General features: G+C 63.7%; 11 protein-coding genes and 1 pseudogene. 7 read left to right on the plus strand and 5 right to left on the minus strand.

Annotated features, from left to right (window positions below; translation table 11 throughout):
* Nucleotides 1-2: 2 nt before the first annotated feature.
* The 3 genes and pseudogenes from ACPPVP_RS32840 (at nt 3) to ACPPVP_RS32850 (ending at nt 4,222) form a co-directional block, all read left to right on the plus strand.
* Nucleotides 3-734, plus strand: a complete 732-nt coding sequence (locus ACPPVP_RS32840; RefSeq protein WP_426527735.1) for a GntR family transcriptional regulator — start codon at nt 3-5, stop codon at nt 732-734.
* A 98-nt stretch (nt 735-832) separates the two neighbouring features.
* Nucleotides 833-3,775 (plus strand): FAD-binding and (Fe-S)-binding domain-containing protein, encoded by a 2,943-nt coding sequence (locus ACPPVP_RS32845; RefSeq protein WP_426527736.1) that lies wholly within the window; start codon nt 833-835, stop codon nt 3,773-3,775.
* Nucleotides 3,776-3,803: 28 nt separating this feature from the next.
* A pseudogene (locus tag ACPPVP_RS32850) lies at nt 3,804-4,222 on the plus strand (GlcG/HbpS family heme-binding protein).
* Here ACPPVP_RS32850 and ACPPVP_RS32855 read toward each other — a convergent pair.
* The 5 genes from ACPPVP_RS32855 to ACPPVP_RS32875 all read right to left on the minus strand — a co-directional run bounded on the left by ACPPVP_RS32855 (nt 4,223) and on the right by ACPPVP_RS32875 (nt 10,472).
* On the minus strand, nt 4,223-5,005 hold the full coding sequence (locus tag ACPPVP_RS32855; RefSeq protein ID WP_426527737.1) for an enoyl-CoA hydratase/isomerase family protein: 783 nt from the start codon (nt 5,003-5,005) through the stop codon (nt 4,223-4,225). It abuts the pseudogene before it with no gap.
* Between the two features lie 71 nt (nt 5,006-5,076).
* Entirely contained in the window at nt 5,077-7,185 is a 2,109-nt protein-coding gene (locus tag ACPPVP_RS32860) for a molybdopterin oxidoreductase family protein (RefSeq protein WP_426527738.1), read from the minus strand.
* Nucleotides 7,186-7,269: 84 nt separating this feature from the next.
* The gene (locus ACPPVP_RS32865; protein ID WP_426527739.1) at nt 7,270-8,022 is read right to left on the minus strand and encodes a 3-oxoacyl-ACP reductase family protein; all 753 of its coding nucleotides are present in this window, start codon (nt 8,020-8,022) and stop codon (nt 7,270-7,272) included.
* A 6-nt stretch (nt 8,023-8,028) separates the two neighbouring features.
* Nucleotides 8,029-9,402 carry an MmgE/PrpD family protein gene (locus tag ACPPVP_RS32870; RefSeq protein ID WP_426527740.1) on the minus strand — a complete coding sequence of 458 codons (1,374 nt, stop codon included), beginning with the start codon at nt 9,400-9,402 and terminating at the stop codon, nt 8,029-8,031.
* Nucleotides 9,403-9,407: 5 nt separating this feature from the next.
* On the minus strand, nt 9,408-10,472 hold the full coding sequence (locus ACPPVP_RS32875; RefSeq protein WP_426527741.1) for an ABC transporter substrate-binding protein: 1,065 nt from the start codon (nt 10,470-10,472) through the stop codon (nt 9,408-9,410).
* Between the two features lie 176 nt (nt 10,473-10,648).
* Here ACPPVP_RS32875 and ACPPVP_RS32880 point away from each other — a divergent pair, with 176 nt between their 5' ends.
* The 4 genes from ACPPVP_RS32880 to ACPPVP_RS32895 are packed head-to-tail and all read left to right on the plus strand — an operon-like array spanning nt 10,649 to nt 14,963.
* Entirely contained in the window at nt 10,649-11,620 is a 972-nt protein-coding gene (locus ACPPVP_RS32880; RefSeq protein WP_426527742.1) for a Bug family tripartite tricarboxylate transporter substrate binding protein, read from the plus strand.
* A 30-nt stretch (nt 11,621-11,650) separates the two neighbouring features.
* Nucleotides 11,651-12,121: a (2Fe-2S)-binding protein gene (locus tag ACPPVP_RS32885; protein WP_426527743.1), complete on the plus strand. Its 471-nt coding sequence runs from the start codon at nt 11,651-11,653 to the stop codon at nt 12,119-12,121.
* The gene (locus ACPPVP_RS32890) at nt 12,118-14,259 is read left to right on the plus strand and encodes a molybdopterin cofactor-binding domain-containing protein (protein ID WP_426527744.1); all 2,142 of its coding nucleotides are present in this window, start codon (nt 12,118-12,120) and stop codon (nt 14,257-14,259) included. The genes ACPPVP_RS32885 and ACPPVP_RS32890 overlap by 4 nt, the downstream gene beginning before the upstream one ends.
* On the plus strand, nt 14,256-14,963 hold the full coding sequence (locus ACPPVP_RS32895; protein ID WP_426527745.1) for a molybdate ABC transporter substrate-binding protein: 708 nt from the start codon (nt 14,256-14,258) through the stop codon (nt 14,961-14,963). The genes ACPPVP_RS32890 and ACPPVP_RS32895 overlap by 4 nt, the downstream gene beginning before the upstream one ends.
* Nucleotides 14,964-15,067: the final 104 nt, after the last annotated feature.

Below are 15,067 nucleotides of genomic sequence, written 5' to 3' on the forward strand. Positions count from 1 at the left end.
AAATGAAATCCACGATTCCCGAAACCGGGGTGCCAATCCCCCAGTCCGACCGCCAAGAGGCCTCGCTGCACGGCGAAATCCTCCTGCGGCTTCGCGATTACGTGGTCGAAGGCAACATTCCAGAGGGCGCACGCGTTCCCGAACGGCAACTCTGCGAGATGCTTGGAATCTCCAGGACGCCGCTCCGCGAGGCACTCAAGGTTCTGGCCGCGGAAGGCCTGATCGAGCTCCTGCCGAACCGCGGCGCACGCGTGCGCCAGCTTGGCGCGCGGGATCTGGAGGAGCTTTTCGACGTCGTGGCGGGCCTGGAAAGCCTCGCCGGACGCCTTGCCTGCGAGGCCATCACGGACGAGGAAATCACGGCGATCGAGCGGCTGCACTATGAGATGTACGGCCATTACCTCAATAGCGACATGCACGGCTATTTTCAGGTCAACCAGCGCATCCACGAAAGCATCGTTGCGGCCGCACGCAACGACACCCTGCACGCAGCCTACGCCAGCTTTGCCGGCCGGATCCGGCGCGTCCGCTATTCCGCCAATTTCGCGCGCCAGCGGCAGCGCTGGGGCGAGGCCATGCGCGAGCACGAAGCGATCCTGGATGCACTGCGCCGCCGTGCCGGAAGCGAGTTGAGCGACATCCTGTTCCAGCACTTGCGCAACAAACGAACCGCGGCCACTGAACATCTGGCGGCAGCCCAGGGCGCCACGGCCACCTCGGCCGCGGGCAGCTAGCTTGCCGATTATGAATTCATAATGTAGTTCGTCCTATAGAAAGTGCATAATCCCGTTGAGGGGTTGCAGCAGCCCTCTTGGATCACTTTGGATTTGGGATGAAAAACGCCTCAACGCTCGAGCGACGCCTTCGGTCAAACATGACCGGCGACGTCCTTTTCGGCGCCTTCGACCGCGGTCGCTACGCCACCGACGCGTCGTTCTACCAGATCATGCCGCTCGGGGTTGTGATCCCTCGTACCATCGATGAGGCGCTGCGCGCGCTTGCGATCGCCCGCGACGATGGCCTGGTCGTCACCCCGCGCGGCGGCGGGACGTCGCAATGCGGCCAGACGGTCAACGAGGGGATCGTCGTCGACTTCTCCAAGCACCTGAACCGTATCCTCTCGCTCGATGTCGAAAACCGCACTTGCGTGGTAGAGCCCGGCATCGTGCTCGACGATCTCAACCGCCAGCTCAAAAAGCACGGGCTGTGGTTTCCGGTCGACGTCTCCACCGCCTCGCGCGCCACCATCGGCGGCATGGCCGGCAACAATTCCTGTGGCGGCCGTTCGCTGCGCTACGGCACCATGCGCGACAACACGCTGTCGATGGACGCGGCGCTGGTCGACGGCACGTGCCTGCATTTCGGCGAGGTGCCGCGGGATCTGGCGCGGGTGAACTCGCCCCAGAGCGGGCTTGCGCTGTTCCGCGACATGCTCGATCTCGGCGAGCGCGAAGCCACCGAGATATCGGAGCGGTTTCCCAAGGTGCAGCGCCGCGTCGGCGGCTACAATCTCGATGCGCTGGTGCCACGCAATTCACCGAACAACATGGCCCATCTTTTGGTCGGCTCCGAGGGCACGCTGGCCTTCACCACGCAGGTCGAACTCAAGCTGTGGCCTGTCATCCGCAACAAGGTGCTCGGCGTCTGCCATTTCGGCAGTTTTTACGAGGCGATGGATGCGGCCCAGCATCTGGTGAAGCTGCGGCCGATCGCGGTGGAACTGGTCGACCGCACCATGATTGCGCTCGGGCGCGATATTGCCATGTTCAGGCCTGTGATCGATGCGACCGTGCGAGGCGATCCCGACGCGCTGCTGATCGTCGAGTTCGCCGAGGAGGGTCAGCCCGATAATCTGCGAAAGCTGAAACAGCTTTCGGAATTGATGTCGGATCTTGGATTCGGCTGGAATCATCCGCAGCGTAAATGGGGCGGTGTGGTTGATGTGGTCGAGCCCGCGACGCAGACGGCGATCGCGGATTTTCGTACCTCCGGCCTCAACGTGATGATGTCGATGAAGCAGGAGGGCAAGCCGGTCTCCTTTGTCGAGGATTGCGCCGTACCGCTGCCACACCTCGCCGACTACACCGAGCGGCTCAACGCCGTCTTTGCCAAACACGGCACCCGCGGCACCATGTATGCGCATGCTTCCGAAGGCTGCCTGCATGTGCGCCCTGTCCTCAATCTGAAGCTCGAAAAGGACGTCAAGGCGATGCGCGCCATCGCCGAAGAGACGTTCGAGATGGTGCGCGAATACAAGGGCTCGCACTCCGGCGAGCATGGCGACGGGCTGGTTCGTTCGGAATTTCACGAAACGATGTTTGGCTCGCGTATCGTGGCCGATTTCCGGGAGGTCAAGGCGCGCTTTGATCCGGACAATCTGCTCAATCCCGGCAAGATCGTCGATCCGCCCAAAATGGACGACCGTTCGCTGTTTCGCTTTTCGCCGGACTATCGCATAGGCGAACTGAAGACCGTTCTCGACTGGTCGGCCTATCCCGGCGCCGGCGGCGGCTTTCAGGGCGCGGTCGAGATGTGCAACAACAACGGCGCCTGCCGGAAGCTCGAGGGTGGCGTGATGTGCCCATCCTATCGCGCGACCCGCAACGAGAAAGACGTGACGCGAGGCCGCGCCAATACGCTGCGGCTGGCCATATCGGGCCAGCTCGGACCGGACGCGCTGGCCTCGGATGAAATGATGGACACGCTGAAGCTCTGCGTATCCTGCAAGGCCTGCCGCCATGAATGCCCTGTTGGCGTCGACATGGCCAAGATGAAGATCGAGGTGCTGGCCGCCCGCGCACAGAAACACGGCCTTTCACTGCGCGACCGCCTGGTCGGCTATCTGCCGCGCTATGCGGATCTGGCCTCCCGCTTCGCCCCGCTCGCCAACTGGCGCAATAACAGTCCGTTGCTGCGCGCGCTGTTTGAGAAATTTGCCGGCATCAGCGCGAAACGCGCGCTGCCCGCGTTCCGCCGCGACGTGTTCAAGGCCGACGCCGATGTCTTCGGGCCTACAGATGGCCATGAGGTCGTGCTGTTCGCCGATACCTTTAACCGCATCTATGAGCGCGAAAATCTCGACGCCGCCTTGCGTGTTTTGGTTGAAGGCGGATATCGCGTGCATATTCCAAGACCTGTCGACCGCGCCCGCCCGCTATGTTGCGGGCGAACCTTCCTCTCAGCCGGCCTGGTCGAACAGGCCCGCAGGGAACTGGACAGGCTGGTCGCGACCTACGCCCCATTCGCCGCGCGCGGCGTGCCGATTGTCGGGCTGGAGCCGAGCTGTCTCCTGACACTCCGCGACGAACTGCTTTCGCTCCGCTCGGACAACGAGGCCAAGAGCGTCAGCGCGCATGCTTTGCTGTTCGAGGAGTTTCTGGTTCGCGAGGCGGAAGCCGGCCGCCTGAAACTGCCGCTCGGCGCCATGCCGGGCAAAGCGCTGGTTCACGGCCACTGTCATCAAAAATCGTTCGGCGCGTTCAAATCGGTCGAAAAGGTGCTGCGCCTCGTCCCCGATCTGAGCGTCGAAACCGTCGAATCCAGCTGCTGCGGCATGGCGGGCGCGTTCGGCTACGGCGCCGACACCTATCAAGCCTCGATCGAAATGGCCGAGCTGTCACTGCTGCCGGCGGTACGCCAAGCCAAAGCGGCCACGCTGATCGTGGCCGACGGCACCTCGTGCCGGCACCAGATCAAGGATGGCACGAACCGTGCAGCCTTACACGTCGCCCGGGTGCTCGCGATGAGCCTCGACAGCGCGCGGTCCAACGATTAACCCCACTCAATCGCAAAGGAACCTGTTTATGGCCGAACTCACCCTCGACGTCGCCCGCACGATTCTCGATGCCGCCCTCGCCAAGGGCGTCGAGAAGAAATTGAAGCCTTTGGTCATCACCATTCTGGATGCCCGCGGTTGCGTGAAGGTCACGGCGGCGCAGGACGGCACCAGCCTGATGCGGGCCGAAATCGCGCACGGCAAGGCCTAGCGATGGGCATGGGATCGCGGGCGCTGTTCCAGCGCGCCCAGGAGCAGGCCTATTTCGTCAGCGCAGTAAATACGATGGCGCAGGGCCGTCTGGTGCCGGTGCCCGGCGGCGTGCTGATTCAGGGCGATGGCGGCCTGCTCGGCGCCGTCGGGGTCAGCGGCGACACATCCGACAATGACGAGATCTGCGCCGTCGCGGGCATCGAAGCCGCCGGATTGAAGGCAAACGCCGGATAGTCACCGTCCCGGCCAGGACGGTTTGCGCTTCTCGCCGAAGGCCTTGAGGCCTTCCTTGGCGTCCTCCGTCATCGCCAGCAATGCGATCTGGCTTTCGGTGTAGGCGATGCTCTCGTCGAACGACATCGAGGCGATCGCCCGCATCGCGTATTTGCCGCGACGGATCGCGGTCGGCGACTTGTCGACGATGCGGCTGATGAGCCAGTCGACCTTGGCGTCCAGTTCGGCCGCAGGCACCACGTAATTGAGAAGCCCGGCAGCCTGTGCCGCGTGGGCATCGAACGGCTCGCCGGTCAGCGACCATTCGCTGACGAGACGCTTTGGCGCGATCGACTGCAGCAGGCTCAGCACCTGCATCGGAAATACACCGACCTTCACTTCGGGTAGACCGAAAATCACGTGATCGGCGGCGACCGCCATGTCGGTCATGCACAACAGCCCCATGCCGCCGGCCATGCAGACGCCCCCTACCCGAGCGATTGCCGGCTTGGTGGCGTTCTGCGACAGCCGCAGCAGATCGGCGTAGTCGACATTCGGCCTGGAAAAATCCATCGCAAAGGCAGCGCCGCTGTTCTGCAGATCGGCGCCAGCGCAGAATGCCTTGTCGCCCGCGCCCGTCAGCACGATGACGCGAACCTCCTTGTCGTCATGCGCTTCGCGATAACCGTTGGCGATGCCGGCGACCACGTCGGCATTGATGGCGTTGCGCTTCTCCGGCCGGTTGATGGTAATCCAGAACGCCTGTCCGCGCTTTTCGCGTATCACGCTGCCCGTGTCGGTCATTGTCTCACTCACCCGTTTGCCAAATGCTAGCCAGCATTAGCGGCAGGATGACCGTGGACTGCAAGTGCGGTCTAGCTCTTGCGCGCAGTAGCTGACGTCACTTTTTTGACCCAGACCTTGTTGTCATGGAAGGCCGCGCCGCCGATCGGCGCGACCGTTTCGGCCCCCGTCAGCATGTTGATGCCGCGGCCGCCGATATGGGCCTTGTTCGGATGAATAGATTCGGCGATCAGCACACCGCGGCGCAGGCCGTCGAACAATCTGGCGGTCAGCGTGGTTTCGCCTCGCGTGTTCCCGAGCGTCACGGCGTCACCATCGGCGATCGAGAGGCTTGCGGCGTCTTCCGGATGGATCATTACCGAAGGCGCGCCCTCGCGGGCCTGCGATCCCGGCGTTTCGTTGAAACTGGTATTGAGATAGCCGCGCGACGGCGAGGTGGCGAGGCGGAACGGATGTTGCTCATCCGCCTCCTCGATGATCGTCCAGTGATCCGGCAGCGAGGGCATCTCGGCCCACGGACCCAAGCCCGGGGTGCCGTACGGCGGGTTCGCCCAATCGGCTTTGAAGTGGAACTTCTTGTCGGCGTGCGCAAAGCCGTCAAGATAATGGGAGGTGCGAAAATCCGGCTGGATATCGCGCCATAGATCGGCTTCCAGCGTTTCGATGTCGCCGTGGCCGCTCTTCTTCAGAGTCGCATCGATCAGTTCGCGCGGCGTCATCTCAAAGGCGGGATGCACGGCATCGAGGCGGCGACCGAGGCCTTGCAGCACCTCGTGGTTGGAACGGCACTCGCCGGGCGGATCGATCAGCTTGGGCCCGACCGAAATATGCTGGTGGCCGCCGCCGTAATAGAGATCGTCATGTTCCATGAACATGGTGGCGGGGAGCACGATATCGGCCATGGCGGCCGTTTCCGTCATGAACTGCTCATGCACCGCCATGAACAAGTCTTCGCGGGCAAAGCCCGTTCGCACGAGCGCCTGTTCGGGTGCCACCGTCACCGGGTTGGTATTCTGGATCAGCATCGCCTTGACCGGCGGTCCACCCTTCAAGGCTTCGGCATCGCCGGTCAGAATGCGCCCGATGCGAGACTGATCGAGCCAGCGGGTCGTGCGGTCGATCGCGTCATGTCCCTCGATGATGGATTCATCGAACTTCCATATCCCGGCATTGTTGAAGAAGGCGCCGCCACCTTCATACTGCCAGGCGCCAGTCACCGCCGGGATGCACAGCGCTGCATGCATCTGCGCCGCGCCGTTGCGGCTGCGGGTAAAGCCGTAGCCGAGGCGAAAGAACGAACGTTTGGTTTGGCCGACCAGGCGCGCGAACGCCTCGATCTCTTCGACCGGCACGCCCGAGATCGCGGAAGCCCATTCCGGTGTGCGGGTCGAAAGGTGCGCCTCGAGTTCGCCTGGACAATCGGTGTAGCGATCCATATAGGCGCGATCCGCATAACCCTCGCGGAACAAGACGTTCATGACGCCGCACGCGAAGGCGCCATCGGTACCCGGTCGAAGCAGGATCTTGATATCGGCCTGCTTCATGGTGTCGTTGTTGTAGACATCGACGGCCGCGATCTTCGCGCCGCGCTCCTTGCGGGCGCGGGAGGCATGGGTCATCACGTTGACCTGCGTATTCACCGGGTTGGTGCCCCAGATCACGACGAGATCGGAGACCCCCATCTCGCGCGGGTCGACGCCAGCGATCTTGCCAGTGCCGATGGCAAACCCGACGCGCGCGATGGTCGCACAGATGGTGCCGTAGAAACGGGAATACTTCTTCACATGCGCGAGGCGATTGATGCCGTCACGCATGACGAGCCCCATGGTGCCGGCGTAGTAATACGGCCAGACGGACTGGGCGCCGAATTCGCGCTCGGCCTGATCGAAACGCGCGGCGATTTCGTCCAGCGCTTCGTCCCAGGAAATCCGTGCGAACTGCCCCGAACCCTTCGGGCCGGTACGGCGCATCGGATGGAGCAGCCGGTCGGGATGATGAATGCGCTCGGCGTAGCGCGCGACCTTGGCGCAAACAACGCCCGCCGTGTAGGTCTGAATCTTGGAGCCGCGGACGCGGCCGATCGAGCGGCCGTCGATCACCTCGATGTCGAGCGCGCAGGCCGACGGACAATCGTGCGGACAGGTGGAGTGGCGGATGTCGACCTTGGCGTGCTGGTTCATGCGTTTCTAGGTAACATTAAACGCCGTGGCCGCCGAGAGGATTTGTCCGGCCGTGCACCTGCAAAAACGGCTTTTAGCCATGCATCAGCCGCCCAAATAGGCGCCGCCATTGGTGTGGATGGCCTGCCCGTTGATGTAGCGCGCACCGGGCCCACATAGAAAACGCACGGTTGCGGCGACGTCTTCCGGCAGGCCCCGATTGCCGGTGATGGTCTGATGGGTCAAGTGATGCGCCGGCTCCGGCTTGTCCTTGGGGCGTGGCGTGCCGATCAGCCCGGGAACCACGCAGTTCACCGTGATGCCGTCATCGGCAAGATCATGGGCCAGCGCCCGCGTCAGGCCGATGATGCCGGCCTTCGCCGTCACCACATGCGCGCGGTTTTTTGCGCCGGTATGCGCGCTGAGGCCGCCGATATTGACGACGGTTCCGGCACCTGACTTGCGCAGCGCCAACAGGCAGGCTTTTACGCAGAGGAACGAGCCGTCGAGCGTAACGTCGAGGATTTCGCGCCACGCCGCATAGCTCATCTCGGCGAACGGCTTCTCGCGCCGCAGCGCCGCGTTATTGACGAGGATATCGATACGACCGAATTGCTTGACGGCCGCGTTCGCCATGGCCTGCACCGCCACGGCGTCGGCGACGTCGCCGATATGGACCAACGCCCTGCCGCCGGCTGTCTCGATCTCGCGCACGACGGCGTCCGCCTCGGCGCGGTTACTGCGTGCGTTCACCACGATGGACGCACCGCCCTCCGCCAGGGTCAGCGCGATCGCGCGGCCGATATTGCGACCCGCGCCGGTGACGATGGCGACTTTGCCTGCAAGTTCCTGGGTCATGAGCCGCTACCCCCGCAATGACGAAAGATCGATGTGGCCATTATACAGCCCCGCCAGCAGTTTCAACGCCGCAACGCTTTGTGCCGGGCTCCAGCCGCCGTGCCCGGCGTTGAGCCCGAATTTGTCGATTACATCCTGCCGCGTCAGCGGCTCCTGCGCGCCGCCGCGCAGATAGGGCTGCCGCTCTTCCGCCACGCTGCCATCCCTGAGCGTGGCGCGGATGTGGCCGGTGTAATTGTTCGGATAGGGATTATCCGGATCGATCACGAACTTCACCTTGGCGGCGAGCGCCAGCACACGCTCATCGCGGATCGCGCTTTCTGTGAAGGCGCCGAGCCCGACGCCACCGTGCACGAAGCCGGTCGCCAGCAGATAGGGCACGGCGAACTTGGCGGCATAGCCGTTGCGCGGACGCTGCTTGTCGGCGAGCGGCTCCCAGAGCCGGTGCACCGTCCCCTCGGCCACCTCGCAGACGATCTCGGCGACATCTTCGGGCTGGATGCCGCGCGCGGCCAGCCGGCGCGCGCAATCGATATAGGGCTGCGCCATGGTCCCGCATGGATAAGGCTTGAACGCCAGCGTGTCCGTCACCCAGCGCGTGCCGAAATCGCCGGTCAGCGCGGCGTAATCGCCGTCCGTGGTGTGCGCAAAGCCATGGAACAGCCCGTGCACGCCCTCGAACACGGTGCGCGGCCCGACGAATCCTGCCCGCGCCAGCAGCGCCGCGCGGATACCCGATTGTGCCGCCCATCCGGCATGCAGTCGTTTGGTCCAGGCGCCTTCCGCGAGGTATTCGATGATGCCGCCGGCCATGCTGCCGGCAACGCCGAGCGCATCGACGATCTGCCTGGCGTTGAGGCCAAGCGCGGCGCTGACACCGGCGGCCGCGCCCATCGCGCCGAAGATAGCTGTCGGATGGAAGCCCGCCTTGTGGACCGCCTTCGGAACGACGAGGCTCAACCGGCACAACACTTCGGTGCCGACCGCAATCCCGATCAGCGCCATGCGGCCATCCGGATTGTGCCGCTCGCAGGCAGCGAGCACCGCCGGCACGATCACGGCGCCGGCATGCACCGGGCCACCCTCGAAGGTGTCATCGAAATCCTCGCCATGCGCGGCGGTGCCGTTGACGAAGGCCGCGCCCGCCGCATTCAATGTGCGCCGATGCCCGATCGCCGTGCAGGGACCATCATCGTCGCAGCCTGCCAGCGCGCTTCCGATGTAGTCCTCGTTGCGCGCGGTGACGCATAGGCCGACCACATCGATCAGCAGGTCCTCGCATTTGCGCGCGGTTACAGCCGGCAAGGCGTCGGCTTGCAGCGCAGCGATCTTTTCGGCGAGCGTTTCGGCGACCGAGGTCTCAGGCAGTCCGGAGGCCATGGCGATCAAACGCGGAAGATTTTGGTGTAGCGCGCCTTGATGGCTTCGCCTTCTTTCTCGACCGCCGCCGCGTCGTCCTTCATGGTCTTGATGTCCTTGAGCGGCTTGCGCCCCGCCTTCTCGGCCGTTTGAGAATGCACCGAGCGGAGGCCTCCGACATCGATGATGAGCTGCTGCGCCTCCCGGCTGAGGCTGAACGACTGAAACAGCCTTGCCGCGTTCGGATTGGGAGCATCCTTGAAGACGCCGTTCGGTCCGATGATCAGCGGCGAGCCTTCGGTGGCGTAAACCGGCTCGACCGGACGGCCCGCCTCCTTCATCTGGAAAATGTTGTATTCATTGCCGTCGGCCATCACCGCGCGCTCGCCGAGGTCGAGCTTCTTCGGCGGATCGGCCGATGACTGCACCTGCATGATGTTCTGCTTGGCAAGCTGTTCGAAGAACGTCCAGCCGAGATCGCGCTGCATCTGGTAGGTCGCGGTCATGATGGTGCCGCTGTAGCCCGGATGCGCCTTGACGATCTTGCTCTTCCATTTGGGATCGAGCAGTTCGGCAAAACTCTTCGGCGCGTCGTCGGCCTTCACCAGATTGGTGTTGTAGGCAATGATGCTGAGCCAGACGCGGAAGCTCGCAAACTGGCCATCAGGATCCTTGTGCTCAGCCGGATAGAATTTTGCGACCTCCTCCGGCACGTAAGGCGCCAAGATGCCGTCGCGCTTCCAGACGATGAAATGCGCAGCATCGGACGAGTTCACGACGTCGACGGCGTGGATGTTGCTGGAATATTCCTGGCCGATGCGCTGGAACACGCGCTCGGCGCCGGTGCGCTCGACCCGCACTGCGATGCCTGGATATTTCGCTTCGAACGCCTTGGCCAGTTTCTCCGCGACCGGCAGATCGGTCGAGGTGTAATAGATGACCTTGCCTTCTTTCTTCGCTGCGTCGATTAGCGCCGGCGTCACGGCTTCCGGTGACGGCGCCGCGGCCATCACGCGCGTGGAAAATGCTGCGCTTGCGAGAACGGCGCCAGTACCCTGAAGCATATGGCGTCGCGAAATCGAATTCTTCATTGGCGCTCCCTATTGTCGTTCGTCGAGCCTTCTCTGCGGGCTCGCTTCTGCTCGGTCCGATACCCCCGAACTTATCTTTTATTCCGAGGGCGCGCAGCCAGTCTTTCGTCGACAGCCCGTTCCCATTGCAGCTAAACTTGCGGCAAGGAATAAAACAAGCGTCAGGGGATGGAGAAATGACGGGCCCAAGAATTGCACTGGCTCTGGCTGCAGCGCTGTTCGCCACATCGCTGCCGGGTGCGCAAGCGCAGGACTATCCGTCGCGACCAGTCAAGGTGATTGTTCCCTTCGGCGCCGGCGGCCCTGCCGATGTCACCGCTCGCCAGATCGGGAACATTCTGCAGGAAAGTTTTGGCCAGCCCTTCGTGATCGAAAACCGCACCGGCGCCGGTGGCGTGATCGGCACGCAGGAAGCCGCCAAGTCGGCGCCCGACGGCTATACGCTGCTGATGATGTCGAACACCCAAACCGCGAATGAATCGCTGGTTCCACAGCGCAAATACGAACTGATGCGCGATCTCGCGCCGATTGCGCCGGTCAACTATTCCGATCTCGTCATCGTGGTTCATCCCTCCGTCCAGGCCAAGACGCTGCAGGAGTTCATCGCGCTGGCCAAATCGCAGCCCGGGAAACTGAACTATGCGTCGTCAGGTCAGGGCACGCCGTATCACATGGCGGGCGAGCTGTTCAAAGCCATGGCCGGCATCGACATATTGCACGTGCCTTACCGCAACAGCGGCGAGGCGCGCAGCGGCGTGATCGGCGGCCAGGTGCAGATGATGATCGACGCCGTCCCGGCAATGGCCCCCAACGTCGCCGAAAATCAGGTGCGCGCACTGGCAACGACCGGCAAGACGCGCTCCACCGTGCTGCCCAACACCCCAACGGTGATCGAAGCCGGCGTCCCCGACTATGAGGCCACCATCTGGCTCGGCCTGATGGCGCCCGCGGGCACGCCGAAACCAATCATCGACAAGCTCAATGCAGCAGTGAACGCGGCGGTGAAACGGCCCGATGTCGTCAAGCTCTGGACTCAGCAGGGCGCCGTTCCGATGGCGATGACCCCGGAGGAATTCGACAAATTCCTGCGCGGCGATATTGTGAAATGGGCGGAAGTCGTGAAGAAATTCGACAAGCCGCCGCAATAAGAAGAAGCCACAAGAGAAGGTTCGCCCTCGATGCCGAGCGTTCGATTTCGCCTTAACGGCGCCGAGACGGAGATTGACGCCGATCCCGACCGGTCATTGCTGGATGTTCTGCGCGGACAACTCGGCGTCACCGGGCCGCATTTCGGCTGCGGCGCCGGCGAGTGTGGCGCCTGCAACGTCATCATTGACGATCGCGCGTTGTCCGCCTGCGATACACCGCTGTGGTCGGTGGCCGGCAAGGATGTCACGACCATCGAAGGGCTGGGAACGCGCGAGCGCCCGCATCCGCTGCAGCGCGCCTTCATCGCCGAGCAGGCGCTGCAATGCGGCTATTGCGTCTCCGGCATTCTAATGAGCGCAGCGGCGCTGTTGAAACGAAATCCGTCGCCGACGAGCCGGGAGGTGAAGGAAGCGCTCGACCGCAACCTCTGCCGTTGCGGTTCGCATAATCGCATGGTGCGGGCGGTGCTGCGCGCGGCGGAAGAAATGGCGGCAGGATGAATCAACCGGCCCCCACTCCCTCCCCGCCCGCACTGCCGGTAAGCCTAGCAGCGAACCCGAAGCTGTCGTCGTGGCTGAAATTCTCAAGCGACGGACAGGTGACGGTCTCGCCCGGCAAGGTGGAGATCGGGCAAGGCATCGTGACCGCGCTGGCGCAGATCGCCGCCGATGAGCTCGATATCGACCTGTCGCGCGTACAGATGATCCGCGCGTCAACGGCCAATAGCCCCAATGAAGGGGTCACCTCGGGCAGCCTCTCCATCCAGCAGTCGGGGCGCGCGCTGCGCCATGCCTGCGCCGAGGTCCGCCAGATATTTCTTCAACAGGCGGCTGAACGACTGGGAGTCGGTGCCGATGCACTCGACATCGAAGACGGCACCATTTCAGGACCGGGCAATGTCAGGACCAGCTATTGGGAACTTGCCGCGGAGGTCTCGCTCGATCGCGACGCCACGCCGGGCGTAACGCCGAAGATCGCATCGCGGCGGGCATTGGCCGGGAATTCAGTTCAGCGGATCGACATTCCGGACAAGGTTTTGGGCCGGCCGCGATTCATCCACGATCAGGCCTTGGCGGGAATGCTGCATGGCCGCGTGCTGCGGCCGGAGAACGCGCGCGCGAAACTTATCGAATTGAAGGAGGACGGCGCCCGCGCAGTGCCCGGGCTCATCGCCATCGCGCGCGACGGCAATTTTGCCGGTGTCGTCAGCGAGACCGAACATGGCGCGGAGGCGGCTCTCGACGCCTTGCGCAAAGGCGCGTCCTGGTCCGACGGCGAGCCCCTGCCCGACGAAAACGATCTCGCAAGTTTCCTCAAAGCTCAACCGGCGGAAGTCACCGTTATCGACAAGAAGACGGCCGCAACGCCCGGCGCGGCAGCGCGGACCATCCGGCGGCAATTTACCCGCCCCTACATTGCCCACGCGTCGATCGCGCCGTCCTGCGCGATGGCGCAGTGGCACGGCGACCGCGTTCATGTCTGGACCCATAGCCAGGGCGTCTATCTCCTGCGCGCCGATCTGGCGCTGGTTCTCAAGCTGCCCGTCGAAAGCATCACGGTCGAGCATATGGAAGGCGCCGGCTGCTACGGCCATAACGCCGCCGACGATGTCGCGCTCGATGCCGTGCTGCTCGCGAGAAGCGCCGGCGGCCGGCCAGTTCGGGTCCAATGGTCGCGCCAAGGCGAGATGTCGGATGCCCCCTTTGGGGCGGCGATGGCGATCGAGATCGAGGCCGATCTCGATGCGCAGGGTGAAATCATCGACTGGCGGCACTCGATCTGGGGCAACGGTCACGTGGCGCGGCCGGGGCGCGCGGCACAGCCCGCGTTGCTGGCGGGGTACGAACTGGCAGACCCGTTTCCGCGCATGGTCTCGACCAATCCGCCGCAGGCCAATGGCGGCGGCGGCGATCGCAACTCGATCCCGCTCTATGATTTTCCATCCTGGCGTATCGAGAGCCATCGCCTGACCACCATGCCGATCCGCACCTCGGCGCTGCGGACGCTTGGTGGACAGGGCAATGTGTTTGCGATTGAATCCATCCTCGATGAAATTGCCGCCGAGGGCGGCGAGGATCCGATTGCGTTCCGCCTGCGTCACTTGCGGGATGAGCGGGCCAAGGATGTCATCCGCGCCGTTGCCGCCCGCGCCAAATGGAAGCCCGAGAAGCAGCCGGGTGTCGGTCATGGCGTGGCCTTTGCCCGCTACAAGAACACCGGCGCCTATTGCGCCGTCATCGCCGAGATCGAGGGCGCGGAGGAGATCAGCGTCAGGAAATTGACGCTGGCGGTCGATGTCGGCGAAGCCATCAATCCCGACGGTATCATCAACCAGATCGAGGGCGGTGCCATTCAAGCCGTGAGCTGGGTGCTGAAGGAACGCGTCCGCTTCGACCGGCAACGCATCACCAGCACCAGCTGGACGGAATATCCGATCCTGCGTTTCAGTGAGGTGCCTGAGGTCGAGGTCGAGGTAATCCAGCGGCCTGATGTGGACCCGGTCGGTGCCGGCGAAGCCGCCCATGGCCCGGTTACATCAGCCATCGCCAACGCCGTATTCGACGCGCTTGGCGTGCGCGTGCGCGATCTGCCGATCACGCGCGACAGAATCATTGCCGCGATGGAATTGAGCTCATGACGACGCTTAATATCCTCAGCGGCGGTGCGGCACAGGGTTTGGTTGGAAGCTTGTCGCAAACCTTCAAGGCCCAATCCGGTTTCGATATCATGGGCGAATTCGGCGCGGTCGGCATCATGGCCGATAAATTGCGCAAGGGCACGCCGGCGGACATCGTCATCCTGACCGCGACGCTCCTCGCCAAACTGGCGGAGGAGAAGCTGATCGTTGCCGCGACGATTTCCGACGTCGGCCTGGTCGAAACCGCCCTCGCCGTCCGCACCGGCGATCCCCAGGCCACCGTCAGGGATGCCGCTGATTTGCGCGAGGCCTTGCTCGCCTCCGACGCGATCTTCGTGCCGGACACCAAGGCCTCGACGGCCGGCATTCACGTTGCAAATGTCCTACAGCAGCTCAGTATCGCCGATGAGGTTGCGGCCCGCCTCCGGATCTTCCCGAATGGCGCAACCGCGATGCGCGAACTGGCGGCGTCCGAGGCGCGACGTCCGATCGGGTGTACGCAATCGACCGAGATCATCAGCACCAACGGTGTGACCCTGTCCGGCTCACTGCCGCCGGGCTGCGAACTGGCGACGATGTACACGGCGGGTATCTCGACCGCCGCCGCCCATCTGCAACAAGCGCAAGGCCTGATCGACTTGCTGACCGGCGCCGGACAGCTTGAACAGCGGAAACGCACCGGCTTCATCAGCGGCCGCGGCTAGGCGCTAACGTCTCGGTCCAGCTCGTGGACGAGCCCGGGCAATCGCAAAGCTGCACCAAGCCTGTGCGCAGCACGATTTTTGGTTGCCAGAGCCAATTCATATAC

The organism is Bradyrhizobium sp. McL0615 (assembly GCF_049993905.1).
GTDB lineage: Bacteria > Pseudomonadota > Alphaproteobacteria > Rhizobiales > Xanthobacteraceae > Bradyrhizobium.

Excerpts from the sequence above, each read along its gene's own strand:
- ACPPVP_RS32840 (WP_426527735.1), top strand. The coding sequence starts at position 3 with ATGAAATCCACGATTCCCGAAACCGGGGTGCCAATCCCCCAGTCCGAC.
- ACPPVP_RS32845 (WP_426527736.1), top strand. The coding sequence starts at position 833 with ATGAAAAACGCCTCAACGCTCGAGCGACGCCTTCGGTCAAACATGACC.
- ACPPVP_RS32855 (WP_426527737.1), bottom strand. The coding sequence starts at position 5,005 with ATGACCGACACGGGCAGCGTGATACGCGAAAAGCGCGGACAGGCGTTC.
- ACPPVP_RS32860 (WP_426527738.1), bottom strand. The coding sequence starts at position 7,185 with ATGAACCAGCACGCCAAGGTCGACATCCGCCACTCCACCTGTCCGCAC.
- ACPPVP_RS32865 (WP_426527739.1), bottom strand. The coding sequence starts at position 8,022 with ATGACCCAGGAACTTGCAGGCAAAGTCGCCATCGTCACCGGCGCGGGT.
- ACPPVP_RS32870 (WP_426527740.1), bottom strand. The coding sequence starts at position 9,402 with ATGGCCTCCGGACTGCCTGAGACCTCGGTCGCCGAAACGCTCGCCGAA.
- ACPPVP_RS32875 (WP_426527741.1), bottom strand. The coding sequence starts at position 10,472 with ATGAAGAATTCGATTTCGCGACGCCATATGCTTCAGGGTACTGGCGCC.
- ACPPVP_RS32880 (WP_426527742.1), top strand. The coding sequence starts at position 10,649 with ATGACGGGCCCAAGAATTGCACTGGCTCTGGCTGCAGCGCTGTTCGCC.
- ACPPVP_RS32885 (WP_426527743.1), top strand. The coding sequence starts at position 11,651 with ATGCCGAGCGTTCGATTTCGCCTTAACGGCGCCGAGACGGAGATTGAC.
- ACPPVP_RS32890 (WP_426527744.1), top strand. The coding sequence starts at position 12,118 with ATGAATCAACCGGCCCCCACTCCCTCCCCGCCCGCACTGCCGGTAAGC.
- ACPPVP_RS32895 (WP_426527745.1), top strand. The coding sequence starts at position 14,256 with ATGACGACGCTTAATATCCTCAGCGGCGGTGCGGCACAGGGTTTGGTT.